General features: G+C 70.1%; 20 protein-coding genes, 1 tRNA gene and 1 pseudogene. 12 read left to right on the forward strand and 10 right to left on the reverse strand.

Annotated features, from left to right (window positions below):
• Positions 1–372 precede the first annotated feature (372 nt).
• The 3 genes and pseudogenes from AC067Z_RS30860 to AC067Z_RS30870 all read left to right on the forward strand — a co-directional run bounded on the left by AC067Z_RS30860 (position 373) and on the right by AC067Z_RS30870 (position 1822).
• A complete protein-coding gene (locus AC067Z_RS30860) occupies positions 373–585 on the forward strand; it encodes a winged helix-turn-helix domain-containing protein (protein WP_478792946.1) in 213 nt (70 codons plus the stop codon).
• Positions 546–671 (forward strand): annotated as a pseudogene (locus AC067Z_RS30865) (excisionase family DNA-binding protein); the annotation flags it as partial. The gene AC067Z_RS30860 and the pseudogene AC067Z_RS30865, both read left to right, overlap by 40 nt.
• Positions 671–1822 carry a tyrosine-type recombinase/integrase gene (locus AC067Z_RS30870; RefSeq protein ID WP_478792947.1) on the forward strand — a complete coding sequence of 384 codons (1152 nt, stop codon included), beginning with the start codon at positions 671–673 and terminating at the stop codon, positions 1820–1822. The pseudogene AC067Z_RS30865 and the gene AC067Z_RS30870, both read left to right, overlap by 1 nt.
• A 68-nt stretch (positions 1823–1890) precedes the next feature.
• On the opposite strand, the gene AC067Z_RS30875 is transcribed toward AC067Z_RS30870, so the two are convergent.
• A tRNA-Thr gene (locus AC067Z_RS30875) sits at positions 1891–1967 on the reverse strand.
• A gap of 179 nt (positions 1968–2146) precedes the next feature.
• Between AC067Z_RS30875 and AC067Z_RS30880 the strand changes: the two genes are divergently transcribed.
• The 3 genes from AC067Z_RS30880 to AC067Z_RS30890 all read left to right on the forward strand — a co-directional run bounded on the left by AC067Z_RS30880 (position 2147) and on the right by AC067Z_RS30890 (position 4739).
• Complete coding sequence (locus AC067Z_RS30880; protein WP_478792948.1) at positions 2147–3283, forward strand: ABC transporter ATP-binding protein; 1137 nt, start codon at positions 2147–2149, stop codon at positions 3281–3283.
• A gap of 200 nt (positions 3284–3483) precedes the next feature.
• Positions 3484–3906 carry a hypothetical protein gene (locus tag AC067Z_RS30885; RefSeq protein WP_478792949.1) on the forward strand — a complete coding sequence of 141 codons (423 nt, stop codon included), beginning with the start codon at positions 3484–3486 and terminating at the stop codon, positions 3904–3906.
• A gap of 110 nt (positions 3907–4016) precedes the next feature.
• Positions 4017–4739, forward strand: a complete 723-nt coding sequence (locus AC067Z_RS30890; RefSeq protein WP_478792950.1) for a nucleotidyltransferase family protein — start codon at positions 4017–4019, stop codon at positions 4737–4739.
• 69 nt (positions 4740–4808) lie between these two features.
• Here AC067Z_RS30890 and AC067Z_RS30895 read toward each other — a convergent pair whose 3' ends face one another.
• The 6 genes from AC067Z_RS30895 to AC067Z_RS30920 all read right to left on the reverse strand — a co-directional run bounded on the left by AC067Z_RS30895 (position 4809) and on the right by AC067Z_RS30920 (position 11154).
• On the reverse strand, positions 4809–6407 hold the full coding sequence (locus tag AC067Z_RS30895; RefSeq protein WP_478792951.1) for a DoxX family membrane protein: 1599 nt from the start codon (positions 6405–6407) through the stop codon (positions 4809–4811).
• A 130-nt stretch (positions 6408–6537) separates the two neighbouring features.
• A complete protein-coding gene (gene rlmB / locus AC067Z_RS30900) occupies positions 6538–7488 on the reverse strand; it encodes a 23S rRNA (guanosine(2251)-2'-O)-methyltransferase RlmB (RefSeq protein WP_478792952.1) in 951 nt (316 codons plus the stop codon).
• A 163-nt stretch (positions 7489–7651) separates the two neighbouring features.
• Positions 7652–9055 carry a cysteine--tRNA ligase gene (gene cysS, locus AC067Z_RS30905; RefSeq protein ID WP_478792953.1) on the reverse strand — a complete coding sequence of 468 codons (1404 nt, stop codon included), beginning with the start codon at positions 9053–9055 and terminating at the stop codon, positions 7652–7654.
• Between the two features lie 97 nt (positions 9056–9152).
• On the reverse strand, positions 9153–9662 hold the full coding sequence (ispF, locus tag AC067Z_RS30910) for a 2-C-methyl-D-erythritol 2,4-cyclodiphosphate synthase (protein WP_478792954.1): 510 nt from the start codon (positions 9660–9662) through the stop codon (positions 9153–9155).
• Positions 9652–10389: a 2-C-methyl-D-erythritol 4-phosphate cytidylyltransferase gene (gene ispD, locus AC067Z_RS30915; RefSeq protein ID WP_478792955.1), complete on the reverse strand. Its 738-nt coding sequence runs from the start codon at positions 10387–10389 to the stop codon at positions 9652–9654. Before ispD ends, ispF begins: the two co-directional genes overlap by 11 nt.
• Positions 10390–10671: 282 nt before the next feature.
• Complete coding sequence (locus tag AC067Z_RS30920; RefSeq protein ID WP_003953493.1) at positions 10672–11154, reverse strand: CarD family transcriptional regulator; 483 nt, start codon at positions 11152–11154, stop codon at positions 10672–10674.
• A gap of 586 nt (positions 11155–11740) precedes the next feature.
• Between AC067Z_RS30920 and AC067Z_RS30925 the strand changes: the two genes are divergently transcribed.
• Complete coding sequence (locus AC067Z_RS30925; protein WP_478792956.1) at positions 11741–12442, forward strand: copper chaperone PCu(A)C domain-containing protein; 702 nt, start codon at positions 11741–11743, stop codon at positions 12440–12442.
• Between the two features lie 81 nt (positions 12443–12523).
• Here AC067Z_RS30925 and phoP read toward each other — a convergent pair whose 3' ends face one another.
• Together phoP and phoR are read right to left on the reverse strand one after the other, a co-directional pair.
• On the reverse strand, positions 12524–13195 hold the full coding sequence (gene phoP, locus AC067Z_RS30930; protein WP_020610279.1) for a two-component system response regulator PhoP: 672 nt from the start codon (positions 13193–13195) through the stop codon (positions 12524–12526).
• Positions 13196–13200: 5 nt separating this feature from the next.
• Entirely contained in the window at positions 13201–14487 is a 1287-nt protein-coding gene (gene phoR, locus AC067Z_RS30935) for a two-component system sensor histidine kinase PhoR (RefSeq protein WP_478792957.1), read from the reverse strand.
• Between the two features lie 198 nt (positions 14488–14685).
• On the opposite strand from phoR, the gene phoU reads away from it, so the two are divergent.
• From phoU to AC067Z_RS30955, 4 genes are all read left to right on the forward strand, one after another.
• Positions 14686–15363 (forward strand): phosphate signaling complex protein PhoU, encoded by a 678-nt coding sequence (gene phoU / locus AC067Z_RS30940; RefSeq protein WP_478792958.1) that lies wholly within the window; start codon positions 14686–14688, stop codon positions 15361–15363.
• Between the two features lie 148 nt (positions 15364–15511).
• A complete protein-coding gene (locus AC067Z_RS30945) occupies positions 15512–15664 on the forward strand; it encodes a hypothetical protein (protein WP_478792959.1) in 153 nt (50 codons plus the stop codon).
• Between the two features lie 86 nt (positions 15665–15750).
• Positions 15751–16491 carry a Type 1 glutamine amidotransferase-like domain-containing protein gene (locus tag AC067Z_RS30950; protein ID WP_478792960.1) on the forward strand — a complete coding sequence of 247 codons (741 nt, stop codon included), beginning with the start codon at positions 15751–15753 and terminating at the stop codon, positions 16489–16491.
• Between the two features lie 462 nt (positions 16492–16953).
• Positions 16954–17499, forward strand: coding sequence for a tryptophan 2,3-dioxygenase family protein (locus tag AC067Z_RS30955; RefSeq protein WP_478792961.1), 546 nt, complete (start codon positions 16954–16956; stop codon positions 17497–17499).
• A 110-nt stretch (positions 17500–17609) separates the two neighbouring features.
• Here AC067Z_RS30955 and AC067Z_RS30960 read toward each other — a convergent pair whose 3' ends face one another.
• The gene (locus AC067Z_RS30960) at positions 17610–18368 is read right to left on the reverse strand and encodes a phosphoglyceromutase (protein WP_478792962.1); all 759 of its coding nucleotides are present in this window, start codon (positions 18366–18368) and stop codon (positions 17610–17612) included.
• A gap of 157 nt (positions 18369–18525) precedes the next feature.
• Here AC067Z_RS30960 and AC067Z_RS30965 point away from each other — a divergent pair, with 157 nt between their 5' ends.
• On the forward strand, positions 18526–19809 hold the full coding sequence (locus tag AC067Z_RS30965) for an MDR family MFS transporter (protein WP_478792963.1): 1284 nt from the start codon (positions 18526–18528) through the stop codon (positions 19807–19809).
• Positions 19810–19834 lie beyond the last annotated feature (25 nt).

The raw sequence follows: 19834 nt of genomic DNA on the forward strand, positions 1-19834 counted from the left end.
TGGAACAACTCCCACAACTCATCCGGCACCAGCCGCTCAACGATCCCCACCACGGCCCATAGCCTACCGAGTCAGCCAAATGAGATGACCTCTAAAGCCGTGGAGCCGACCGGCCCCAGCGCCATGCCGGCCTTTCTCTGACGGTTGGTGTCCGCGCTCGGTGCGCCGCCGCCCGGCCGGGGGCAACCGGGCGAAGACAGAGGCAAGCCCGCGGCCGGGGGCCGCGGCGCGCGCCGCGCTTGAACCCGTAGAGAAGGTTTCTACTCACCCCCGACACAGCCTTGGGTCCAGTGATCGTCATCTGTTGGCGGTCAGCCCCGGCAGCTACGCTGGTCCGCGCCAGCTGATGACATCAGGGAGTGGGCTCAAGGGATGGGACCGAAGTCGGAGCGGGTCTACCGCACGATTCGCGAGTGGGTGGCCTCGGGGCGGCTCAAGCCCGGCGAGAAGCTGCCCTCTGAGCGCACGCTCGAGAAGGAGCTGGAGATCGGCCGGACCCAGCTGCGCACAGTGCTGGCCAAGCTCGTTGCAGAGAAGGTCATCGACGCTCCACGGTCTACGACCTCATCCGCTCGCGCCGCCTGACCTCCATCACCATCGGCCGGTCCCGCCGCGTACCCGCAGACGCCGTAAGGGACTTCGTCACGCGCGAGATCGAGGAGGCTGCGTGATGGCCTCCCAGCGCAAGCGCAACCCCAACGGCGCGGGCACCATCACCAAGCGCAAGGACGGCCGCTTCCAGGCAGCCGTCTACGTCCTCCAGCCGGACGGCACCCGCGCCCGCAAGTTCGCCTACGGCAAGACCTGGGCCGAGTGCGACGCCAAGCGCCGTGACCTCCTCGACAAGGTGGCGAGCGGCACCCCGGTTCCCACCCGGTCGGCCAAACTCTCCGACTGGCTGGCGTACTGGCTGGACAGCGTGATCAAGCCTCGGCGCAAGCTCAGCACGTACGACAAGTACGAAGCACACGTGCGCCTCTACCTCGCCCCGATGCTCGGCACAAAGCGCCTGGAGTCCCTCAGTGCTCCCGACGTCCGCCGCTTCCTCCTCCAGCTGGAGAAGAAGACGACTGCGGCGACGGCCAAGGAATCGCATCGCGTGCTGCGTACGGCCCTCTCTGCCGCCTGCCGCGAGGAACTGATCACCCGGAACGTGGCCAAGCTCGTGGAGCCTCCGCGGGCCGCCCCGCGCGAGCTGAGTCCGTGGTCTCTCGACGAGACCCTGGACTTCCTCGCAGCGGCCCGCCGCGACCCGCTGTACGCGGCCTTCGTGCTCGCCATCGCCATGGGTCTGCGGCGCGGTGAGATCGTCGGTCTGCGCTGGCAGGACATCGACCTGGAGAACCGCGTCCTCCTGGTCCGCCAGCAGGTACAGCGCCGACGCGGGGTGCTCTACAACGACGAGACCAAGGGGCGTCGCTCCCGTGCCGTGCCCCTGCCGGCCATGTGCATCGCTCCCCTGCGCTGGCACCGGATGCGACAGAGGACGGCATACGCGGATGCCGGGATTGACTGGAACGCCAGGGGCTACGTCTTCACCACCCGTACCGGACGGCCGGTCGAGCCGCGGAATGTGCACCGGTCGTTCGTCCGCGTCAGCGAGGCGGCCGGTCTCCGGCTCGTCCGGCTGCACGACGCGCGCCACGGCTGCGCAACCTTGCTCACGGCCGCCGGGGTCGCTCCCCGCGTCGTGATGGAGATCCTCGGCCACAGTCAGATCAGCCTCACCATGGACGTCTATACGCACGTGGTGCAGGACACACAGCGAGAGGCGATCAGCCACATGGACCGGCTGCTCAAGAGGCGGCCCGGCCGTGAGTGACCGCAGCTGTTGATGTCAGCCGTGGATGTCAAAGACCCCCAGCCTTGATCAGCTGGGGGTCTTTTCGCTGGAGCCTCCTGTCGGGTTCGAACCGACGACCCCCGCTTTACAAGAGCGGTGCTCTGGCCAGCTGAGCTAAGGAGGCAGCCGTAGCAGTGTAACCAACCTCCGCGCCGCCCCGGTCGAGAATTTCACCGGCCCACGGCTGCTGACAGATCCCGCATCGCCAGGTAGCGTCACGGCAGGTCCACTGCGGTGGACTGGACCACTCCCCTTACAACGGATCGTCCGGCACGTTCCTGCCGGTGAAGGGAGCCATGCACCATGGCTACTGTCACGTTCGACAAGGCAACCCGGATCTACCCGGGTTCCGAGAAGCCCGCCGTCGATCAGCTCGAGATCGAGACGGAGGACGGCGAATTCCTCGTACTCGTCGGCCCGTCCGGCTGCGGCAAGTCCACCTCCCTGCGCATGCTCGCGGGTCTCGAGGACGTCAACGGCGGGTCCATCCGGATCGGTGACCGCGACGTCACGCACCTGCCGCCCAAGGACCGGGACATCGCCATGGTGTTCCAGAACTACGCGCTCTACCCGCACATGAGCGTCGCCGACAACATGGGCTTCGCCCTCAAGATCGCGGGCGTCAACAAGAGCGAGATCCGCAAGAAGGTCGAAGAGGCCGCGAAGATCCTCGACCTCACCGACTACCTGGACCGCAAGCCCAAGGCGCTCTCCGGCGGTCAGCGCCAGCGCGTCGCCATGGGCCGTGCCATCGTGCGTGAGCCGCAGGTCTTCCTCATGGACGAGCCGCTGTCGAACCTCGACGCCAAGCTCCGCGTCTCCACGCGTACGCAGATCGCGAGCCTCCAGCGCCGCCTCGGCATCACCACCGTGTACGTCACGCACGACCAGGTCGAGGCCATGACCATGGGCGACCGGGTCGCCGTGCTCAAGGACGGTCTGCTCCAGCAGGTCGACTCGCCGCGCAACATGTACGACCGCCCGGCCAACCTCTTCGTCGCCGGCTTCATCGGCTCCCCGGCCATGAACCTGGTCGAGGTCCCGATCACCGACGGTGGTGTGAAGTTCGGCAACAGCGTCGTCCCGGTCTCCCGCGAGGCCCTGTCCGCCGCCGCCGACAAGGGCGACACCACCGTGACGGTCGGCGTCCGCCCCGAGCACTTCGACGTGCTCGAGCACGGCGGCGCGGCAGCCAAGTCCCTGTCCAAGGACAGCGATGACGCCCCGGCCGGCCTCGCCGTCGCCGTGAACGTCGTCGAGGAGCTCGGCGCCGACGGCTACGTCTACGGCTCCGCCCAGGTCGGCGGCGAGCACAAGGACCTCGTCGTCCGGGTCGGCGGCCGCAGCGTGCCGGACAAGGGCAGCGAGCTGCACGTCGTGCCGCGCCCGGGCGAGCTGCACGTCTTCTCGACGTCGACGGGCGAGCGCCTCAGCGACTGACCCCGCAGCAACAGGCACCAGGGCCGGGCCCCGCACTCGACGTGCGGGGCCCGGCTTTTCGTGCAGTCCGCAGAAAACGGTCCGCACAAGGGCAATTCAACCCCGGTCGTCAACACGCGATTCGAAAAGTGGTCTCGAACCATCCCCCGCTTGAGTGACTAAATGTCGCCAAATCATCACTGGCCGCTACGCTCGCTCGCGTGACCCACACAGCCCGCCGAATCGGCCGCACTCTCGCCCTTGTTCTGCCCGTCGTCCTGGTGCTCTCCGGAACGCTCGCGATCTCCAGCGTCCCGTGGGCGGGCCAGGCCACCGAGTCGCAGATGCTCACCGCCTCGTCCGAGAAGGTGTCCACACGCGCCGCGTCCCGCGCCCCGCAGGATGTTCTGCGCGAACAGCTGCTCACCGAGCTCCAGACGAAGGACCCTGGCGTCGCGCTCACGCATCTCCAGCGCGCGGTCGAGGCGCGTCCCTCGCTCGCCCACCACTGCATGTCGATCGCCCAGTCGCTCGGCCGGGCCGCCGTCGACCGCTACGGCCCGACGCAGGCGCAGCGCTTCTCCCGGCCCGTCTGCGACACCTCGTTCGCCACAGGCGTCTCGCAGCAGGCCCTGGGGCACTGACGTAGGGGGCGCCGAGGCGCGAGGCACCCGGCCACGCCGGTTCACGGACCGGACCCGCCCAGGCGGGTCCGGTCCGTGTCGTGTCCGCGGGGGCGCATATCGTTCACGGCATGCAAACGCCTACGTATCCGACGCAGGCCGTGGTCCTGGCAGGCGGCCAGGGCTCGCGGCTGCGCCCGTACACCGACGACCGCCCGAAGCCGATGGTCGAGATCCCCGGCACGGGGACGCCGATCATCGGGCATCAGCTGGCCTGGCTGGCGGCCGAGGGCGTGACGGACGCCGTCGTCTCCTGCGGACATCTCGCCGAGGTGCTCCAGGATTGGCTGGAGAGCGCCGAGTTGCCGCTGCGGGTGACGACGGTCGTGGAGTCGGAACCGCTGGGCCGCGGCGGAGGTCTGAAGTACGCGGCGGCGAGCCTGCCGCACCGGGATCAGCCGTGGTACGCGACGAACGGCGACATCTGGACCCGTTTCTCGCTGCGCGAGATGGCCGCCTTCCACACGGAACGGGATGCCTCGGCGACCCTGGCGCTGGCCCGTCCACGGATTCCGTGGGGCGCGGTGGAGACGGACGCGTTCGGGCACATCACGGACTTCATCGAGTCCCCGCCGTCCCCGTATCTCATCAACGCCGGCGTGTATGTGTTCTCCGCGGAGTTCACCGGACTGCTGCCCGATGTGGGCGACCACGAGCGCACGACGTTCCCGCGGCTGGCGCGTGAGCGGCGGCTGGCGGGCTATCCGCTGCCGCAGGGGGCGTACTGGCGGGCGATCGACACGGCGAAGGACCTGACCGAGGCCGCCAAGGAGCTTGCGTCGCAGACGCGTTGAGGCGGGCGTACGCGCGGAGGGCGGCCACCGGTCCGGTGGCCGCCCTCCGCGCGTGTGGGTCGGTGTTCCTCAGCCCAGCAGGCCGCCGATCACCCTGCCGCCTTCGGACGAGCCGCCGCTGCTGCCGCCGGATCCCGACGAGCCGCCGCTCGAGCCGCCGGTGGTGCCCCCTGAGCCGGTCCCGCCGCTTGCCGTGGGGCCGGAGCTGGTGGACGGCGGCGGGGCGGGCTGTGAGCCCGTCGGCGGCCGCTGGCCGGTGCCCTGGGTCTGGCTGGGCGCACTGCCGGCGCTTCCGCTCTCGCGGACCGTGCCCTCGGCGGGTGTCGAGGTCTTCGCCGAGGGGGTCTTGGAGCGGGTGGCGGACGGGGACGGCTTGTCCTTGCGCACTCCGGAGGAGCTGCGCTCGGCACCCGGCTCCTGCGGGAGCGGGGACCCGGGCAGGTGGTTGACCGGGTCCTGGCCGGGGCCGGGGACGGTGACCATCTGGGTCGAGCGGACGGCGCCGCCCAGCATCGAGCCGATGAGCATGGTGAGACCGACGACGACGGCGGCGACGAGGCCGCCGCGACGCAGGACGCGGCGGCGCAGGTCCCAGATCTCGGAGCGCGGTCCGAGGGTGCGCCAGGCTTCGCCCGCGAGGCGGCCGTCGACGGAGTAGACGGGTGCGCCGGCGATGACCAGCGGGGACCAGGCGGCGAGGAAGATGAAGTCCGGCGCGTCGTAGACGGGGACGTTCTTCCAGCTGACGGTGAGGATCAGCGCGGCGGACAGGAGGGCACCGACGACGGCGGCCACGCGCTGCCACAGTCCGAGGACGGTGAGGACGCCGACGACGACCTGGAGGAAGGCGACGGTGAGTCCGGCGCCGACGGGATGGGCGAGGGCGAAGTCGCGCAGTGGTTCCGCGAGGGCCCAGGGGTGGAGCGAGCTCAGCCACCTGACCATGGAGCCACGGTCGCCGCCCTCGAAGTAGACGGGGTCGCAGAGTTTGCCCATGCCGGCATAGATGCAGATGAGGCCGAGGAAGACGCGCAGCGGCAGAAGCACCACGCCGAGGTTCAGCCGGCGCCCGGGGTAGTAGGCGTGCCGTGTGGGGTCGCCGGCCGGCCGCTGGTCGGCGGGCGCGTCGGCGGTGGTGGTGCGGTCGATCTCCTCCTCGTACGGCTCCGGTCCGTAGTCGTCGTACGGATCCGGGGCGTAGGGCGTGGCGGGGGCGTCGTAAGCACCGACGGCCTGGCGCATGGGCGGCAGCAGGGGCCTGTCACGTTGCCCGGGCATACCGGTGCCGGTGACCGCGGGGTGCTGCACGGTGTCGGTGCCGAGGTCGATGCGCGGGATGACCTGGGTGGCGCCGGCGTTGTACGGATCGTGCTCCAGGGTGGTGTTGCGCACCGCCTGGAGGAGTCCTGTCGCCCCCGAGTCCCCGGGGGCGGACCTGCCGCTCCACACGACGGGTGCCCTGCGGCGTGCGGACGTGCCCGCGACGCCGACGGAGGCGAGCAGTGCGGTGTCCGTGAGGGCACGTGCGGGGCGCGGGCTCCGGGCGAGCTGCACCCGGAAGCTGGCGTGGCTGACGATGACCTGCGCAGGATCGCAGTTCACCTTGACCATGCTCAGCGCAGGCTGATCGTCGAACCCGGACCGGGGCGTTCTGGTGTCCACACTCATCTAACCGAGTGACGTGTGTTTAGGGCACGGCCCTGACGGGCCCGATCTGTCCGAGACCCGTCAAGAGCGCCTATTGAACCTTTTCGACCGTCCGTTACCGGGTCTGTCCGCGTGCGCGACGCCGGAGGAATCAGGCGCGGTGCTTGGCCGCCTCGTAGAGGACGACACCGGCCGCGACTCCCGCGTTCAGGGACTCCGCGCCGCCCGGCATCGGGATGCGGACGAGGGCGTCGCACGTCTCGCCGACCAGGCGGGACAGGCCCTTGCCCTCACTGCCGACCACGATGACGACCGGGCCGCCGAGGGCTTCCAGGTCGCCGACCTCGGTGTCCCCGTCGGCGGCGAGGCCGACGACCGTGAGTCCGGCCTTCTGGTACGCCTCCAGGGCGCGGGTCAGGTTGGTGGCGCGGGCGACCGGGGTGCGCGCGGCGGTGCCCGCCGACGTCTTCCAGGCGCCTGCGGTCATGCCGGCGGCGCGCCGCTCGGGCACGACCACGCCGTGGCCGCCGAACGCGGACACGGACCGCACGACGGCACCGAGGTTGCGCGGGTCGGTGACCCCGTCGAGCGCGACGATCAACGGGTCCTCGCCGTCGTCGAAGGCGGCGGCCGCGAGGTCCTCGGGGTGCGCGTACTCGTACGGCGGGACCTGCAGCACCAGACCCTGGTGGTTGAGCCCGTTCGTCATCCGGTCGAGCTCGGGGCGCGGCGCCTCCATGATGTTGATGTTGCCGCGGCCGGTCGCGAGCTGGAGGGCCTCGCGGACGCGCTCGTCATTGTCGATGAACTGCTGGACGTAGAGGGTGGAGGCGGGCACGCCGTCACGCAGCGCCTCGAAGACCGGGTTGCGGCCGACGACCATCTCCGAGCTGCCCTTGCCGCCGCGGCGGGCGACGGGACGCCGTGCGGCCTGCTTGGCCTGGGCGTTGGCGACGCGGTTCTTCTTGTGGCCCTTGCGAGCCGATGCGGGGGGTGTGGGGCCCTTGCCCTCGAGGCCGCGGCGCCGCTTGCCACCGCTGCCGACCGTCGCGCCCTTCTTGTTGGACGTGCGGCGGTTCCTGCGCTGGCTGTTCCCGGCCATGACTACCTGTTTCCCTGATTCTTCGTGGATCGTGAATGCGTACGTGGGTGAGGTGCTGCCGGCCCGGGGGCCGGCCCCCGGGCTCCCTGCCGATCCGGAGTGCCGGGAGCGGGCCTCACTTGAAGTGTGCCGCCCGGGAGGCCGGGCGGCACATTGTTGCGGGTCAGCGCGGTGCGAGCGTCCACCGCGGGCCGTCATGGCCGTCCTCGACGACGAGTCCGGACTGACTGAGCTGATCGCGGATTGCGTCGGCGGTCGCCCAGTCCTTGCGGCTGCGGGCGGCCTCGCGCTGCTGCAGCACCAGACGCACGAGCGTGTCGACGACTCCGTGCAGGTCGTCGCCGCGGCCGCCGTCCTCGCCGGCCCAGTGGTCGTCGAGCGGATCGAGGCCGAGGACGCCGAGCATGGCGCGGACCTCGGCGAGGCGGGCGACAGCGGCTTCCTTGTCGTCGGCGGCGAGTGCGGAATTGCCCTGGCGGACGGTGGTGTGGACGATCGCGAGGGCCTGAGGGACCCCGAAGTCGTCGTCCATGGCCTCCGCGAACGCCGGCGGCACCTCCTCGGCGGGCGCGACCACGCCCCCCGCCTTCTCGACCACGCGCTGGATGAAGCCCTCGATGCGCGCGAACGCGGATTCCGCCTCGCGCAGCGCCTCCTCGCTGTACTCGATCATCGAGCGGTAGTGCGGGGTGCCGAGGTAGTAGCGCAGCACGATCGGGCGCCAGTTCTTGACCATCTCGCTCACGAGCACCGAGTTGCCGAGCGACTTGGACATCTTCTCGCCGCTCATGGTGACCCAGGCGTTGTGCACCCAGTACGAGGCGAAGTCGTCGCCGAAGGCCTTGGCCTGGGCGATCTCGTTCTCGTGGTGGGGGAAGATCAGGTCGAGACCGCCGCCGTGGATGTCGAAGGCGGAGCCCAGGTACTTGTGGGCCATCGCCGAGCACTCCAGGTGCCAGCCGGGACGGCCGCGTCCCCAGGGGGTCCCCCAGTCGGGCTCGCCGGGCTTGGTGGCCTTCCACATGGCGAAGTCGCGGGAGTCGCGCTTGCCCGTGATGCCTTCCTCGGCGGGCTGACGCAGATCGTCGATGTCCTGGTTGGACAGGGACAGATAGTCGGGGAAGGACCGCACGTCGAAGTAGACGCTGCCGTCGGCCTCGTAGGCGTGCCCGCGCTCGATGAGGCCCTGCATCATCTCGACCATCTCGGTGACATGGCCGGTGGCGCGCGGTTCGTAGGTGGGCGGAAGGCAGCCGAGCGCCTCGTAACCGTCGTTGAACGCGCGCTCGTTCTCGTAGCCGATCGACCACCAGGGGCGGCCCTGCTCGGCCGACTTGTTGATGATCTTGTCGTCGATGTCCGTGACGTTCCGTACGAACGTCACGTCGTAGCCGCGGTACTCGAACCAGCGGCGCATGATGTCGAAATTGAGGCCCGACCTGATGTGCCCGATGTGCGGAGCGGCCTGCACGGTCGCACCGCACAGGTAGATCGAGACACAACCCGGCACGAGGGGGGCGAAGTCACGGATCTGCCGGGCGCTGGTGTCGTACAGGCGAATGGTCACGCAACAAGGGTAGTGGCCCACCGGCAGTGCCCCGCGCCCCTTGTGGAGGACGCGGGACAACAATGTGACGCGGCAGACAGGCACCGCCGAAGCGGAGTCAGGCGGTCCGGACCACGAGCGCGGTGGCGATGGCGGCGAGCCCCTCGGCCCGGCCGGTCAGGCCGAGTCCGTCGGTGGTCGTGCCCGACACGGACACGGGTGCTCCGGCCGCCGCGGAGAGCGCCTTCTGCGCCTCCTCGCGCCGCTTGCCGATCTTCGGCCGAACGCCGATCACCTGAACGGAGACATTCCCGATCTCGAACCCCTCGGCACGCACGATCCGCGCGGCCTCGGCGAGCAGGCTGACGCCGGACGCGCCGGACCACTCGGGCCGCGAGGTGCCGAAGTGCGCACCGAGGTCGCCGATGCCGGCGGCGGAGAACAGGGCGTCGCAGGCGGCGTGGGCGGCGACGTCACCGTCGGAGTGGCCGGCCAGGCCGTAACCGTCGGCGTCATCCCAGAGGAGCCCCGCACACCACAGTTCGCGGCCCTTCTCGAAGGCGTGCACATCGGTGCCGATGCCGACGAGCGGGATCGGCGGGGTGCTGCGCTGCGGCTCAGAAGCCATCGTTGGCCCTCCTGCGGGCGAGTACGGCCTCGGCCAGTACGAGATCCAGCGGCCGGGTCACCTTGAACGCTTCCTCGTGGCCGGGTACGACGACGACCTTGACCCCGAGCTGCTCGACCATGCTCGCGTCGTCGGTGACGTTGTCGGTGACGGTCTCGTGCGCGCGGACCAAGGTGGCGTGCGCGAAGCCCTGCGGGGTCTGCACAGCGCGCAGCCGGGCCCGCTCGGGGGTGGCGACGACCGGTTCGGGCTCGCCCTGCGGGGCGGGCTCGATCTCCTTGACGGTGTCGGCGAGCGGCAGCGCGGGGACGACCGCGGGGGCGCCGTCACGCACGGCCTCGATGACGGCGTCCACGGTGTCGACGGGCACCAGCGGGCGCGCGGCGTCGTGGACGAGGACGATGTCGACGCCCTCGGGCAGCGCGTCGAGGCCCAGGCGCACGGACTCCTGGCGGGTCTCGCCGCCGGGGACGACGAGGTAGTCGGTCCGCTCGGGGAGCGCATGGGCGTCGAGGAGGCGCTTGACGTCGGGGGCGCCGTCGGGCGGAGCCACGACGACGACGAGCGAGACAGCACGGGATGCGGCCATGGCGCGGACCGCGTGGACGAGCATGGGCGTGCCGTTCAGCACACGCAGAGCCTTGGGGGCGCCCGGTCCGAGGCGTACGCCCCGGCCGGCGGCCGGGATCACGGCTGCGGTGCGAGGGGGGCGCGGTTGGTCTGACATCGGTTGCACTCCGGCAGGTTTGTTTCCGCGGCCGACATGGGTATGGCCTGGGGGTACCCCCGGCCCTGGGTCGGGGGAGTGCCGGGCGCGACGCTTGACCGGACCCTTCCGTGACCCCTGGTCTGCGCCAGCCGCCCGGGCCCGGCACACCACAACATCGCACGGTGCCGTGCACCTGCGACGGCCGACGGATGTACGGGCAGTGGACGGACATGCCGCAGCGCCCGGCGACATACTGGATTTCTCCAGCGTGTCAGCGGGCACCGCGGCATTAATCGTGCGTCAGGACGCGAGGACCTCGTCGAGCAGAGCCTCGGCCTTGTCTTCGTTGGTGTTCTCCGCGAGGGCGAGCTCGCTCACCAGAATCTGGCGCGCCTTGGCGAGCATCCGCTTCTCACCGGCGGAAAGCCCGCGCTCACGCTCGCGGCGCCACAGGTCACGTACCACTTCGGCGACCTTGATGACATCGCCGGAGGCGAGCTTCTCGAGATTTGCCTTGTAGCGACGGGACCAGTTCGTCGGCTCCTCCGCATACGGTGCACGCAGCACCTCGAAGACCCGGTCCAGTCCGTCCTGACCGACCACATCGCGCACACCGACGAACTCCGCATTGTCCGCCGGCACACGAACCGTCAGGTCGCCCTGAGCGACCTTGAGCACCAAGTAGGTCTTGTCCACGCCTTTGATCTGACGAGTTTCGATGGCCTCGATCAGCGCGGCCCCGTGATGGGGATAGACCACGGTGTCGCCAACCTTGAACGTCATGTGACAGGTACCCCTTCCGTGGCTATCCAGAGTAACACGGATACGGCTTCTTCTGAATGGCGTTTTCGCAGGTCAGGGCATATCTCGGGGCTTGACAACAGCGATACCAACGTGCTGCGGGCGACTAGCGGAAGGGGGTATTCGCAGGTCGGGAGGGCTGCGCGGGCGGGCAGAAACGCGCACGTTACACACCGCACAACCCCCTCCCAAGGGGTCGAACGTCCCGATTTGCCGGGTTGTCGACCGGCCGGTTCCCGTAGTCCGTTCGCAGATCGCTCACCCGTACGGACGGATGAGCCGCCGAATCCCGAATTCGATCACCGGCGCTATTTCGTAAGGAAAGCGTGGCGGCGCCGGAAATTGATCACCGGAGTTTTGCGAACGGCGTGCGTATCGCCATGATCGGCTCCCTTCCGGAACACCGCGACGCCCTCGGAGCGACGGCGTGCCGACGAGCGGTCCCGGCAAAGGGCGGGTCGGGTGCGGGGCACGACCTGCGGCTCGGTAACCTGAGCGCGAGCTGACGCCATCAGGCCGGTGACAGCCGCCCATCAGCCGTCCGTACGTCCAAGGAGATGCCGCCGCCGTGAGCAGCAGCCTTCGACGCGGTGCCCTTGCCGGCGCTGCCATCGTTTTCTCGATCGCCTCGCTCTCCGCCTGCGGTGCGGGCAACGACGCGCAGACCCTCGGGGTGAAGCCGGACAACGCCGCGACCGCGGTCGACAACCTGAAGCTTCAGAACGCGACCGTCATCACGCAGCCCGAGATCGACGCCGAGGGCCCCGCGGTCGTCGCCCTGACGATCTTCAACGACGGCACCACTGCGCAGACCCTCGAGTCGATCACGCTGCCCGGCTCCGACTCGCAGGTCGCGCTCAAGCCCGCCAAGGGCTCGGGCAAGATCACCGTCCCCGCGGGCGGCTCGGTCGTCCTCGGCGGCAAGGGCAATGCCTCCGCGGTGATCGCCGACGGCCGCGAGGCGGTGAAGGACGGCAGCGCGCAGGAGGTCGTCTTCCGCTTCAGCGAGACCGGCGACGTGAAGATGGCCGCCTTCGTCGTCCCGGCGACCAGCTACTTCAAGGGCTTCGGCCCCAGCGAGCTGCCGAAGCCGCCCGCCGAGAAGCCGGCGCAGACGCCGTCCGGCACGCCGTCGGGTGCCGCGACCCAGTCGCCTGCGGGCACGCCTTCGGGCAGCCCCAGCGGTGCCGCCACCCAGGAGGCCGCGGGTGGCGAGGCCGGGACGACACCGTCGGACTCCGCGTCCGCCTCGCACAGCTCGGGTCACTGACCCGCCCCGACGCACCGGAAGGGGCGCCCCCCTCATCGGCGGGCGCCCCTTCCGTCATGCCGCGCGCGGCGCATGCAGGGTCTACGGCTCGAACTTGTAGCCCAGGCCGCGGACCGTCACCAGGTACCGCGGGGCACCCGGGTCGGGCTCGATCTTGGCGCGCAGACGCTTGACGTGAACGTCCAGGGTCTTGGTGTCGCCCACGTAGTCGGCGCCCCAGACCCGGTCGATCAACTGCATGCGGGTCAGCACCCGGCCGGCGTTGCGCAGCAGCATCTCCAGCAGGTCGAACTCCTTCAGCGGGAGGTCGACCTTGCCGCCCGAGACCGTGACGACATGGCGGTCCACGTCCATCCGGACCGGTCCGGCCTCGAGGGCCGCGGGGGTGACCTCCTCCGGCTCACCGCGGCGGCGCAGCACCGCGCGGATGCGGGCGACCAGCTCCCGCGAGGAGAAGGGCTTGGTGACGTAGTCGTCGGCTCCTATTTCCAGCCCGACGACCTTGTCGATCTCGCTGTCCTTGGCGGTCACCATGATGACCGGGACGTTCGAGCGGCCGCGCAGCTGGCGGCAGACCTCGGTACCGGGCAGGCCGGGCAGCATCAGGTCGAGGAGGACGAGGTCGGCGCCGTTGCGCTCGAACTCGTCGAGCCCCTCGGGACCCGTGGTCGCCACGGCGACCTCGAATCCCTCCTTACGGAGCATGTAGGACAGGGCGTCGCTGAAGGATTCCTCATCCTCGACGACAAGCACTCGGGTCACGGAAGGACCTCCGGGGCAGGGATTTCACTGTTCGGATCGGTGTCGTAAGGCCGGTCGTCGTCCTCGTCGACGCGATCCGGGCCGGTGGTGGAGCGGTCCCTGGCGACTCCCGCTTCGGGCAGTCGCAGGGTGAACGTGGAGCCCTGACCCTCGGAGCTCCACACGGTGACCTCCCCGCCGTGCGAGGCGGCCACGTGCTTGACGATGGCCAGTCCCAGGCCGGTGCCCCCGGTGGCACGGGAGCGGGCGGGGTCGACGCGGTAGAACCGCTCGAAGATCCGCTCCCGGTCCTTCTCGGAGATACCGATGCCCTGGTCGGTGACGGCGATCTCGATGAGGTCGCCCCCGGGGGCGTTGACCCGGCGGGCCGAGATGCCGACGCGGGTACGAGCGGGTGAGTAGTTGACGGCGTTCTCCACGAGATTGCCGAGTGCGGCTGCGAGCTGGCCGCGGTTTCCCCAGATGCGCAGGTCGGCGTTGCCGCCCCCGGAGCCTGCGGTCTGGGAGTTGCCCCCGACGGCCATGGTGATCTGCTTGTTCGAAGCGGTGTGCCGGGAGCGGTCGATGGCCTCGGCGACCAGTTCGTCCACGCGCACGGGCTCGGAGTCCTCCAGGGGGTCGTCGTTCTGGACCCGGGAGAGGTCGATGAGCTCCTGCACGAGGTTGGTGAGCCGGGTCGCCTCGATCTGCATACGGCCGGCGAAGCGGGTGACCGCTTCGGGGTCGTCCGAGGCGTCCATGACCGCCTCGGAGAGCAGGGAGAGGGCGCCGACCGGGGTCTTGAGCTCATGGCTGACGTTGGCGACGAAGTCGCGCCGGACCGCCTCTATGCGGCGGGCCTCGGTGAGGTCCTCGACCAGGAGCAGGACGAGACGGGAACCGAGGGGGGCGACGCGGGCGGAGACGGCGAGGGCTTCGCCGCGGCCGGTGCCACGGCGTGGCAGGTCCAGCTCGACCTGTCGTATCTCTCCGTCGCGCCGGGTGTCGCGGGCCATGTGCAGCATCGGTTCGACGGCGAGCTTTCCGCCGCGGACCAGACCGAGTGCGTACGCCGCGGAGCTGGCCTTGACGACGGAGTCGGACTCGTCGAGGACGACCGCGGAGGAGCGGAGCACGGACAGGACCGTATCGACGCCGGGCGGGAGCACGGCATCGGTGTGGAGCGAGGTGCGGGTGGGGCGTTTCTGTTCCCGCTCGCTCCAGCGGAACGCCAGCACCGCGATGACGCCGGTGCACAGACCGGCGATCGCTGCTGCTGCGGCGACCGCCGCGTTCACGTCCATGCCCCCAGGTTATGCGTGGCCGCGGGCACTCTCCCAGCCAAACGGGTGGCAGCTCGAACACTCGTCGCTCAGAGTTCACCAAGGGGAAAGTGGTGGTTCATTTGCGGGGGAGCGTCCCGACCACTAAAAGACGGAACGTGGGAGCGTGTGGGTCTCGGAGCCCCACCCGGACCCCGTCGCATCAAGAGAGGGACACCCATGCGGGACGCGTACCACGAGGAACTGGACTCGATCGGCGAGGGCCTGGTCGAGATGGCCCGGCTGGTCGGGTCGGCGATCGGGCGCGCCACCACGGCCATGCTCGATGCCGATCTGAAGCTCGCCGAGAATGTGATCGCCGCCGACCAGAAGGTCGACGACCTCCAGCACGACCTGGAGGCCCGGGCGATCGCCCTGCTGGCCCGGCAGCAGCCGGTCGCCACGGATCTGCGGATCGTGGTGACCTCGCTGCGGATGAGCGCCGACCTGGAACGTTCGGGTGACCTGGCGCAGCACGTGGCGAAGCTCGCCCGGCTGCGTTTCCCGGACCGGGCGGTGCCCAACGACCTGCACGCGACGATCCTGCAGATGGGCCAGCTCGCGCAGCGTCTGATGGCGAAGGCGGCCGAGGTCATCATCACCAAGGACGTCGACCTGGCGCTCCAGCTGGAGCAGGACGACGACGAGATGGACCTGCTGCACCGCACGCTGTTCCAGCACCTGATGGACGACCGCTGGAAGCACGGCATCGAGACGGCCGTCGACGTCACGCTGCTCGGCCGCTACTACGAGCGCTTCGCGGACCACGCGGTGTCGGTGGCCAAGCGGGTCGTCTACCTGGTGACGGGCGAGCACGCGGACGAGCTGCAGCAGCCGACGTCGGTCGAGGGCGCGTAGCGGCACCGACGGCGCACACGGGGGCGCTTGCGCGTGTGCGCCGTTGATGCGCCCGGTCCGCTGGGCATGCAATGGGCGGAGGCGGCATTTCCGGGCCGCCCGTGATGCGTACGCGCCCCATGCCGCGTACGCCCATGAGGAGGCACCCATGGCCGAATCCCCCGTCACCGACCCCGAGCGGGAGACGACCTCCGCCGAGCTGGTCTTCCTGCCCGTCCTCGGCGCCTGCGGCTGCGGCTCCGGCTGCGGCTGCGGCTGCCAGTCGGGGGCCCCGTGCCAGTGCGGCGGCTGCTGCGGCTGACCGGGTCTGTTCGCACGGGAGAGGGCTCCGCCGATGCGGGGCCCTCTTCCCGTGCGGCGTGCGGCGTGCGGATAGGGTCGCGAGGCATGACTGCCCCGGAGCCCACGATCGTCGCCACGTCCGGCGGCCACCGCGTCGGACACCGCACCCGCGTGACCTTCGACGCGCTGGTGCATCACGCCGTCGACCTGTCCGGCGCGCACGGACGCAGGCCCCGGGTGATGTACGTGGGCACGGCGATCGGGGACGCCGAGGCCTTCACCCTGCGGATGCATGAGGCGGCACGCGTCGCCGGGTTCGATCTGACACCCCTGCACCTGTTCCCCATGCCGAACCTGGAGGACATCGAGGGCGCGGTCCTCGAACAGGACGTGGTCTGGGTGATGGGCGGTTCGGTCGCCAATCTGCTCGCCGTGTGGCGTGTCCACGGCCTCGACGCAGTCTTCCGCCGCGCCTGGAGGCAAGGCGTCGTGCTCAGTGGCGTGAGCGCGGGCTCGATCTGCTGGTTCCGGGGCGGCACCACCGACTCCTTCGGCCCCGAGCTGCGGCCCGTGACCGACGCTCTCGGCTACCTGCCGTACGGCAACGGCGTCCACTACGACAGCGACGCGGGCCGCAGGCCCCTGGTCCACCGGCTGGTCGCCGATGGCACCCTGCCCGAGACCCACTGCACGGACGACGGCGTGGGCCTCGTCTACCGCGGGACGCGGCTCGTCGAAGCGGTCGCGGAGACGGCGGGCAAGGGCGCATACCTCGTGACGCGCGAGGGCGACTCGGCCGTCGAGGAACGGCTCACCCCGAGGCTCCTGCCGGCACCGACGCGCTGAAGGCTGCCGTCCGGCTCATGCGGTCCACGACGCGCCTGCCGTCCGGCTCGCCCGCGACGTGCCTGCCGCCCTCACCCCGACAACCGTCCGATGTCGAGGGGTTCCCGTGTTCCGGTTGTCGACAGATGAACTGGGCCCGTGCGGCAACGAGATCGGGAGTCGCCACTTCGGCGCACGGTGACCGAAAGTCACTCTGTTGACGGTGTGTGACATGCCACTGATGGCGCAAATGGTGCTTTCTGGGCCGTTTGGCCCGTCACCCTGTGTGTGCGTTGATCACGGTCGTCTCAGGAGCCCGTGGGTGTCCAGGGGCCCGGACGACGCGGGGCCTGCCGCCGCGCATCGCGACGAGCCCACGGCGACCCGGGTGCCGCTACCGGAGGTCGACGCCGAGGACGCTTCGATCGACGAGGCCGGGCGCCAGGCCGAACCTGGCCGGTGGACGAGGGTTGGGGAGCCGACGTGGACAGCCCTAACGCCCAGTACCTCCGACTGCCGGAGCTGCTGCATCCGAAGACGCCTGCAGTCCGCCAGGAGCAGTGGGGCGACGAGCACTTCTTCATGGTGGTGCATCAGTCGGCGGAGCTTCTCGTGCGGCAGGCGCTGATTGACCTGTGCCCAGACGGTCCGGCCCATCAGCGGAGGTTTCGGCGGGCTGAGGAGACCGTCGAACTGCTGGAGCGGCTCCTCGCATTGCTCGAGCATCTTCCGGTGGCCAGTTTCGCCGCGTTCCGGCCGCTGCTCGGTGACGCGAGCGGTGGGCAGTCCATGCAGTTCGCCAAGCTTTTCCGGACAATCGCTGCGCTGGACGATCGCGAAGCTGCCGGGCTACGGGCAGCTGTGGTCCGGTGGAAGACCCGGCACTTGCACCTGGTGGAGCGGATGATCGGTGACGACCCTGGCACCGACGGCACAGCCGGACTGGCATACCTGCGCGAGAGGGTCGACCTCCCGCCTCACGGCGCTGCAGAGCCCGGAGCCTCGGCGCCGAGGGAAGTTGACGGATAGTCGCCTCGGTCCTGCTCGACGCGACAGAAGGGCCCAAGGAGGGCACACAGCAGACGAAGGCCCCTGACCCGCACCGTAGGTGCGGGTCAGGGGCCTGATCGCCGTTCCTGCTACTTCTTGCCCTGGTTCTTCACGGCCTCGATCGCCGCCGCCGCGGCGGCCGGGTCGAGGTACGTGCCGCCCGGCTTGACCGGGTTGAAGTCGGCGTCGAGCTCGTAGACGAGCGGGATGCCCGTGGGGATGTTGAGGCCCGCGATGTCGGCGTCGGAAACGCCGTCCAGGTGCTTGACCAGCGCGCGAAGGCTGTTGCCGTGGGCGGCGATCAGGACCGTGCGGCCGGCCAGCAGGTCGGGGACGATGCCGTCGTACCAGTACGGCAGCATGCGGTCCACGACGTCCTTGAGGCACTCGGTGCGCGGACGCAGCTCGCTCGGGATCGTCGCGTAACGCGGGTCGTCGGACTGGGAGAACTCCGTGCCGTCCTCGAGGGGCGGCGGCGGGGTGTCGTACGAGCGGCGCCAGAGCATGAACTGCTCCTCGCCGAACTCGGCCAGGGTCTGGGCCTTGTCCTTGCCCTGCAGTGCACCGTAGTGACGCTCGTTGAGGCGCCACGAACGGTGGACCGGGATCCAGTGGCGGTCCGCGGACTCCAGCGCGAGCTGCGCCGTGCGGATGGCGCGCTTCTGGAGCGAGGTGTGCAGCACGTCGGGGAGCAGGCCGGCGTCCTTCAGCAGCTCACCGCCGCGGACTGCCTCCTTCTCGCCCTTCTCCGTGAGGTTGACGTCCACCCAGCCGGTGAACAGGTTCTTCGCGTTCCAGTCGCTCTCGCCGTGGCGGAGGAGGATCAGCTTGTACGGTGCGTCGGCCATGCGCCCGAGCCTAATCGACACCGCGAGCGCCTCGCGCGCGTGCCCGAGGAGCGGACTCGATTGACGCTCGCCGTCAATTGAGTGGCGGCCGGAACCCTTCGCTCTGTAATTTGCGGATGCCGATAAGGACCATTACAGCCACGTGGGGGGCTCCCGTATGTCCATCGCTTCGCTCAGACGCGCAGCGCGTACGACCGTCGCGGGCCTGCCGCCGGGTTTCTGGTGGCTGTGGACCTCGACGCTGGTGAACCGGACGGGCGCGTTCGTGCTCACCTTCTTGTCGCTCTACCTGACACAGGAGCTCGGCTACTCGGCCTGGTACGCGGGTCTCGTCATCGCACTGCACGGCCTCGGTGGCGTGGCGGGGTCGCCGCTGGGCGGCATGCTCACCGACCGGTGGGGGCGGCGGCCGACGATGATCTCCATGCACCTGGCCGGGGCGGCGTGCGCCGCCGCGCTCGCCCTGGTGCGCAGCGCCTGGGGCATCGCGGTCGTGGTGCTGCTGATGGGTGTGGCGATGCAGGCCGTGCGGCCGGCGATCAGCGCGATGATCGCGGACATGGTGCCCGAGAACGAACTGCGGCGGGCATACGCGCTGAACTACTGGGCTCTCAACCTGGGCTTCGCCGTCGCCGCACTCGGCGGCGGCGCCGCGATCTTCCTGGGCTACCGAACGCTGTTCGTCGTCGACGCCCTGGCGACGGCCCTGTGCGCCCTGATCGTCTTTCTACGACTGTCGGAGACCCGTCCGGAACTGCCGACGGGCACCGGGACGGTTCCCGAGCAGCAGGTGACCGTGCTCGACGTGCTGAAGGACGCACCGTTCCGGACCCTCGTCCTGCTCAACCTGCTGGTCTGCCTGATCTTCACCGCGCCGTGGGTGGGTCTGCCGCTCACCATGGCCGCGGAGGGACTGTCGGCCGACTCCTACGGCATGGTCATCGCAGTCAACGGTGTCGTGATCGTGGCGTTCCAGCTACTGGTCAACAAGATCACCGACAGGCGCTCGCCGGCCGCGTTGCTCACCGTCTCTTCCCTGCTCTTCGCCGCGGGGACGGGGGCGACGGCCCTGGCCGGTGCGCCCCTGGTGTTCGCGGCCACCGTGGTGGTGTGGACGATCGGCGAGATGGTGCACGTCCCGACCAACGCCGCCGCGACCGCCCGCCTCGCGCCGGAGCACGCTCGCGGCCGCTACCAGGGCGTGATGGGCATGTCCTGGGCGGTGGCGGGTTTCGTCGCCCCGATTCTGGCGGGCTGGGTGGTGGACGGCCCCGGTCCCGACGTGCTGTGGATGGGCTGCGCGGTGATCGGTGCTGTGGCGGCCGTGGGCTACTCGGTCCTGCTGCGGCGCGCACTTGCGGAGAACCACGCACCGGTGGAGGTCGAGCGGACGGAGGCGGCGAAGGCGGCCGCCGAGAAGGCCGAGCCCGTCGGCGGCTGAGGTCATCCCGTACGGGGCTCCGAAC

The organism is Streptomyces sp. NPDC043812 (genome assembly GCF_056436245.1).

Excerpts from the sequence above, each read along its gene's own strand:
- AC067Z_RS30860 (WP_478792946.1), top strand. The coding sequence starts at position 373 with ATGGGACCGAAGTCGGAGCGGGTCTACCGCACGATTCGCGAGTGGGTG.
- AC067Z_RS30870 (WP_478792947.1), top strand. The coding sequence starts at position 671 with ATGGCCTCCCAGCGCAAGCGCAACCCCAACGGCGCGGGCACCATCACC.
- AC067Z_RS30880 (WP_478792948.1), top strand. The coding sequence starts at position 2,147 with ATGGCTACTGTCACGTTCGACAAGGCAACCCGGATCTACCCGGGTTCC.
- AC067Z_RS30890 (WP_478792950.1), top strand. The coding sequence starts at position 4,017 with ATGCAAACGCCTACGTATCCGACGCAGGCCGTGGTCCTGGCAGGCGGC.
- AC067Z_RS30895 (WP_478792951.1), bottom strand. The coding sequence starts at position 6,407 with ATGAGTGTGGACACCAGAACGCCCCGGTCCGGGTTCGACGATCAGCCT.
- rlmB (WP_478792952.1), bottom strand. The coding sequence starts at position 7,488 with ATGGCCGGGAACAGCCAGCGCAGGAACCGCCGCACGTCCAACAAGAAG.
- ispF (WP_478792954.1), bottom strand. The coding sequence starts at position 9,662 with ATGGCTTCTGAGCCGCAGCGCAGCACCCCGCCGATCCCGCTCGTCGGC.
- ispD (WP_478792955.1), bottom strand. The coding sequence starts at position 10,389 with ATGTCAGACCAACCGCGCCCCCCTCGCACCGCAGCCGTGATCCCGGCC.
- AC067Z_RS30920 (WP_003953493.1), bottom strand. The coding sequence starts at position 11,154 with ATGACGTTCAAGGTTGGCGACACCGTGGTCTATCCCCATCACGGGGCC.
- phoR (WP_478792957.1), bottom strand. The coding sequence starts at position 14,487 with ATGGACGTGAACGCGGCGGTCGCCGCAGCAGCAGCGATCGCCGGTCTG.
- phoU (WP_478792958.1), top strand. The coding sequence starts at position 14,686 with ATGCGGGACGCGTACCACGAGGAACTGGACTCGATCGGCGAGGGCCTG.
- AC067Z_RS30945 (WP_478792959.1), top strand. The coding sequence starts at position 15,512 with ATGGCCGAATCCCCCGTCACCGACCCCGAGCGGGAGACGACCTCCGCC.
- AC067Z_RS30950 (WP_478792960.1), top strand. The coding sequence starts at position 15,751 with ATGACTGCCCCGGAGCCCACGATCGTCGCCACGTCCGGCGGCCACCGC.
- AC067Z_RS30960 (WP_478792962.1), bottom strand. The coding sequence starts at position 18,368 with ATGGCCGACGCACCGTACAAGCTGATCCTCCTCCGCCACGGCGAGAGC.
- AC067Z_RS30965 (WP_478792963.1), top strand. The coding sequence starts at position 18,526 with ATGTCCATCGCTTCGCTCAGACGCGCAGCGCGTACGACCGTCGCGGGC.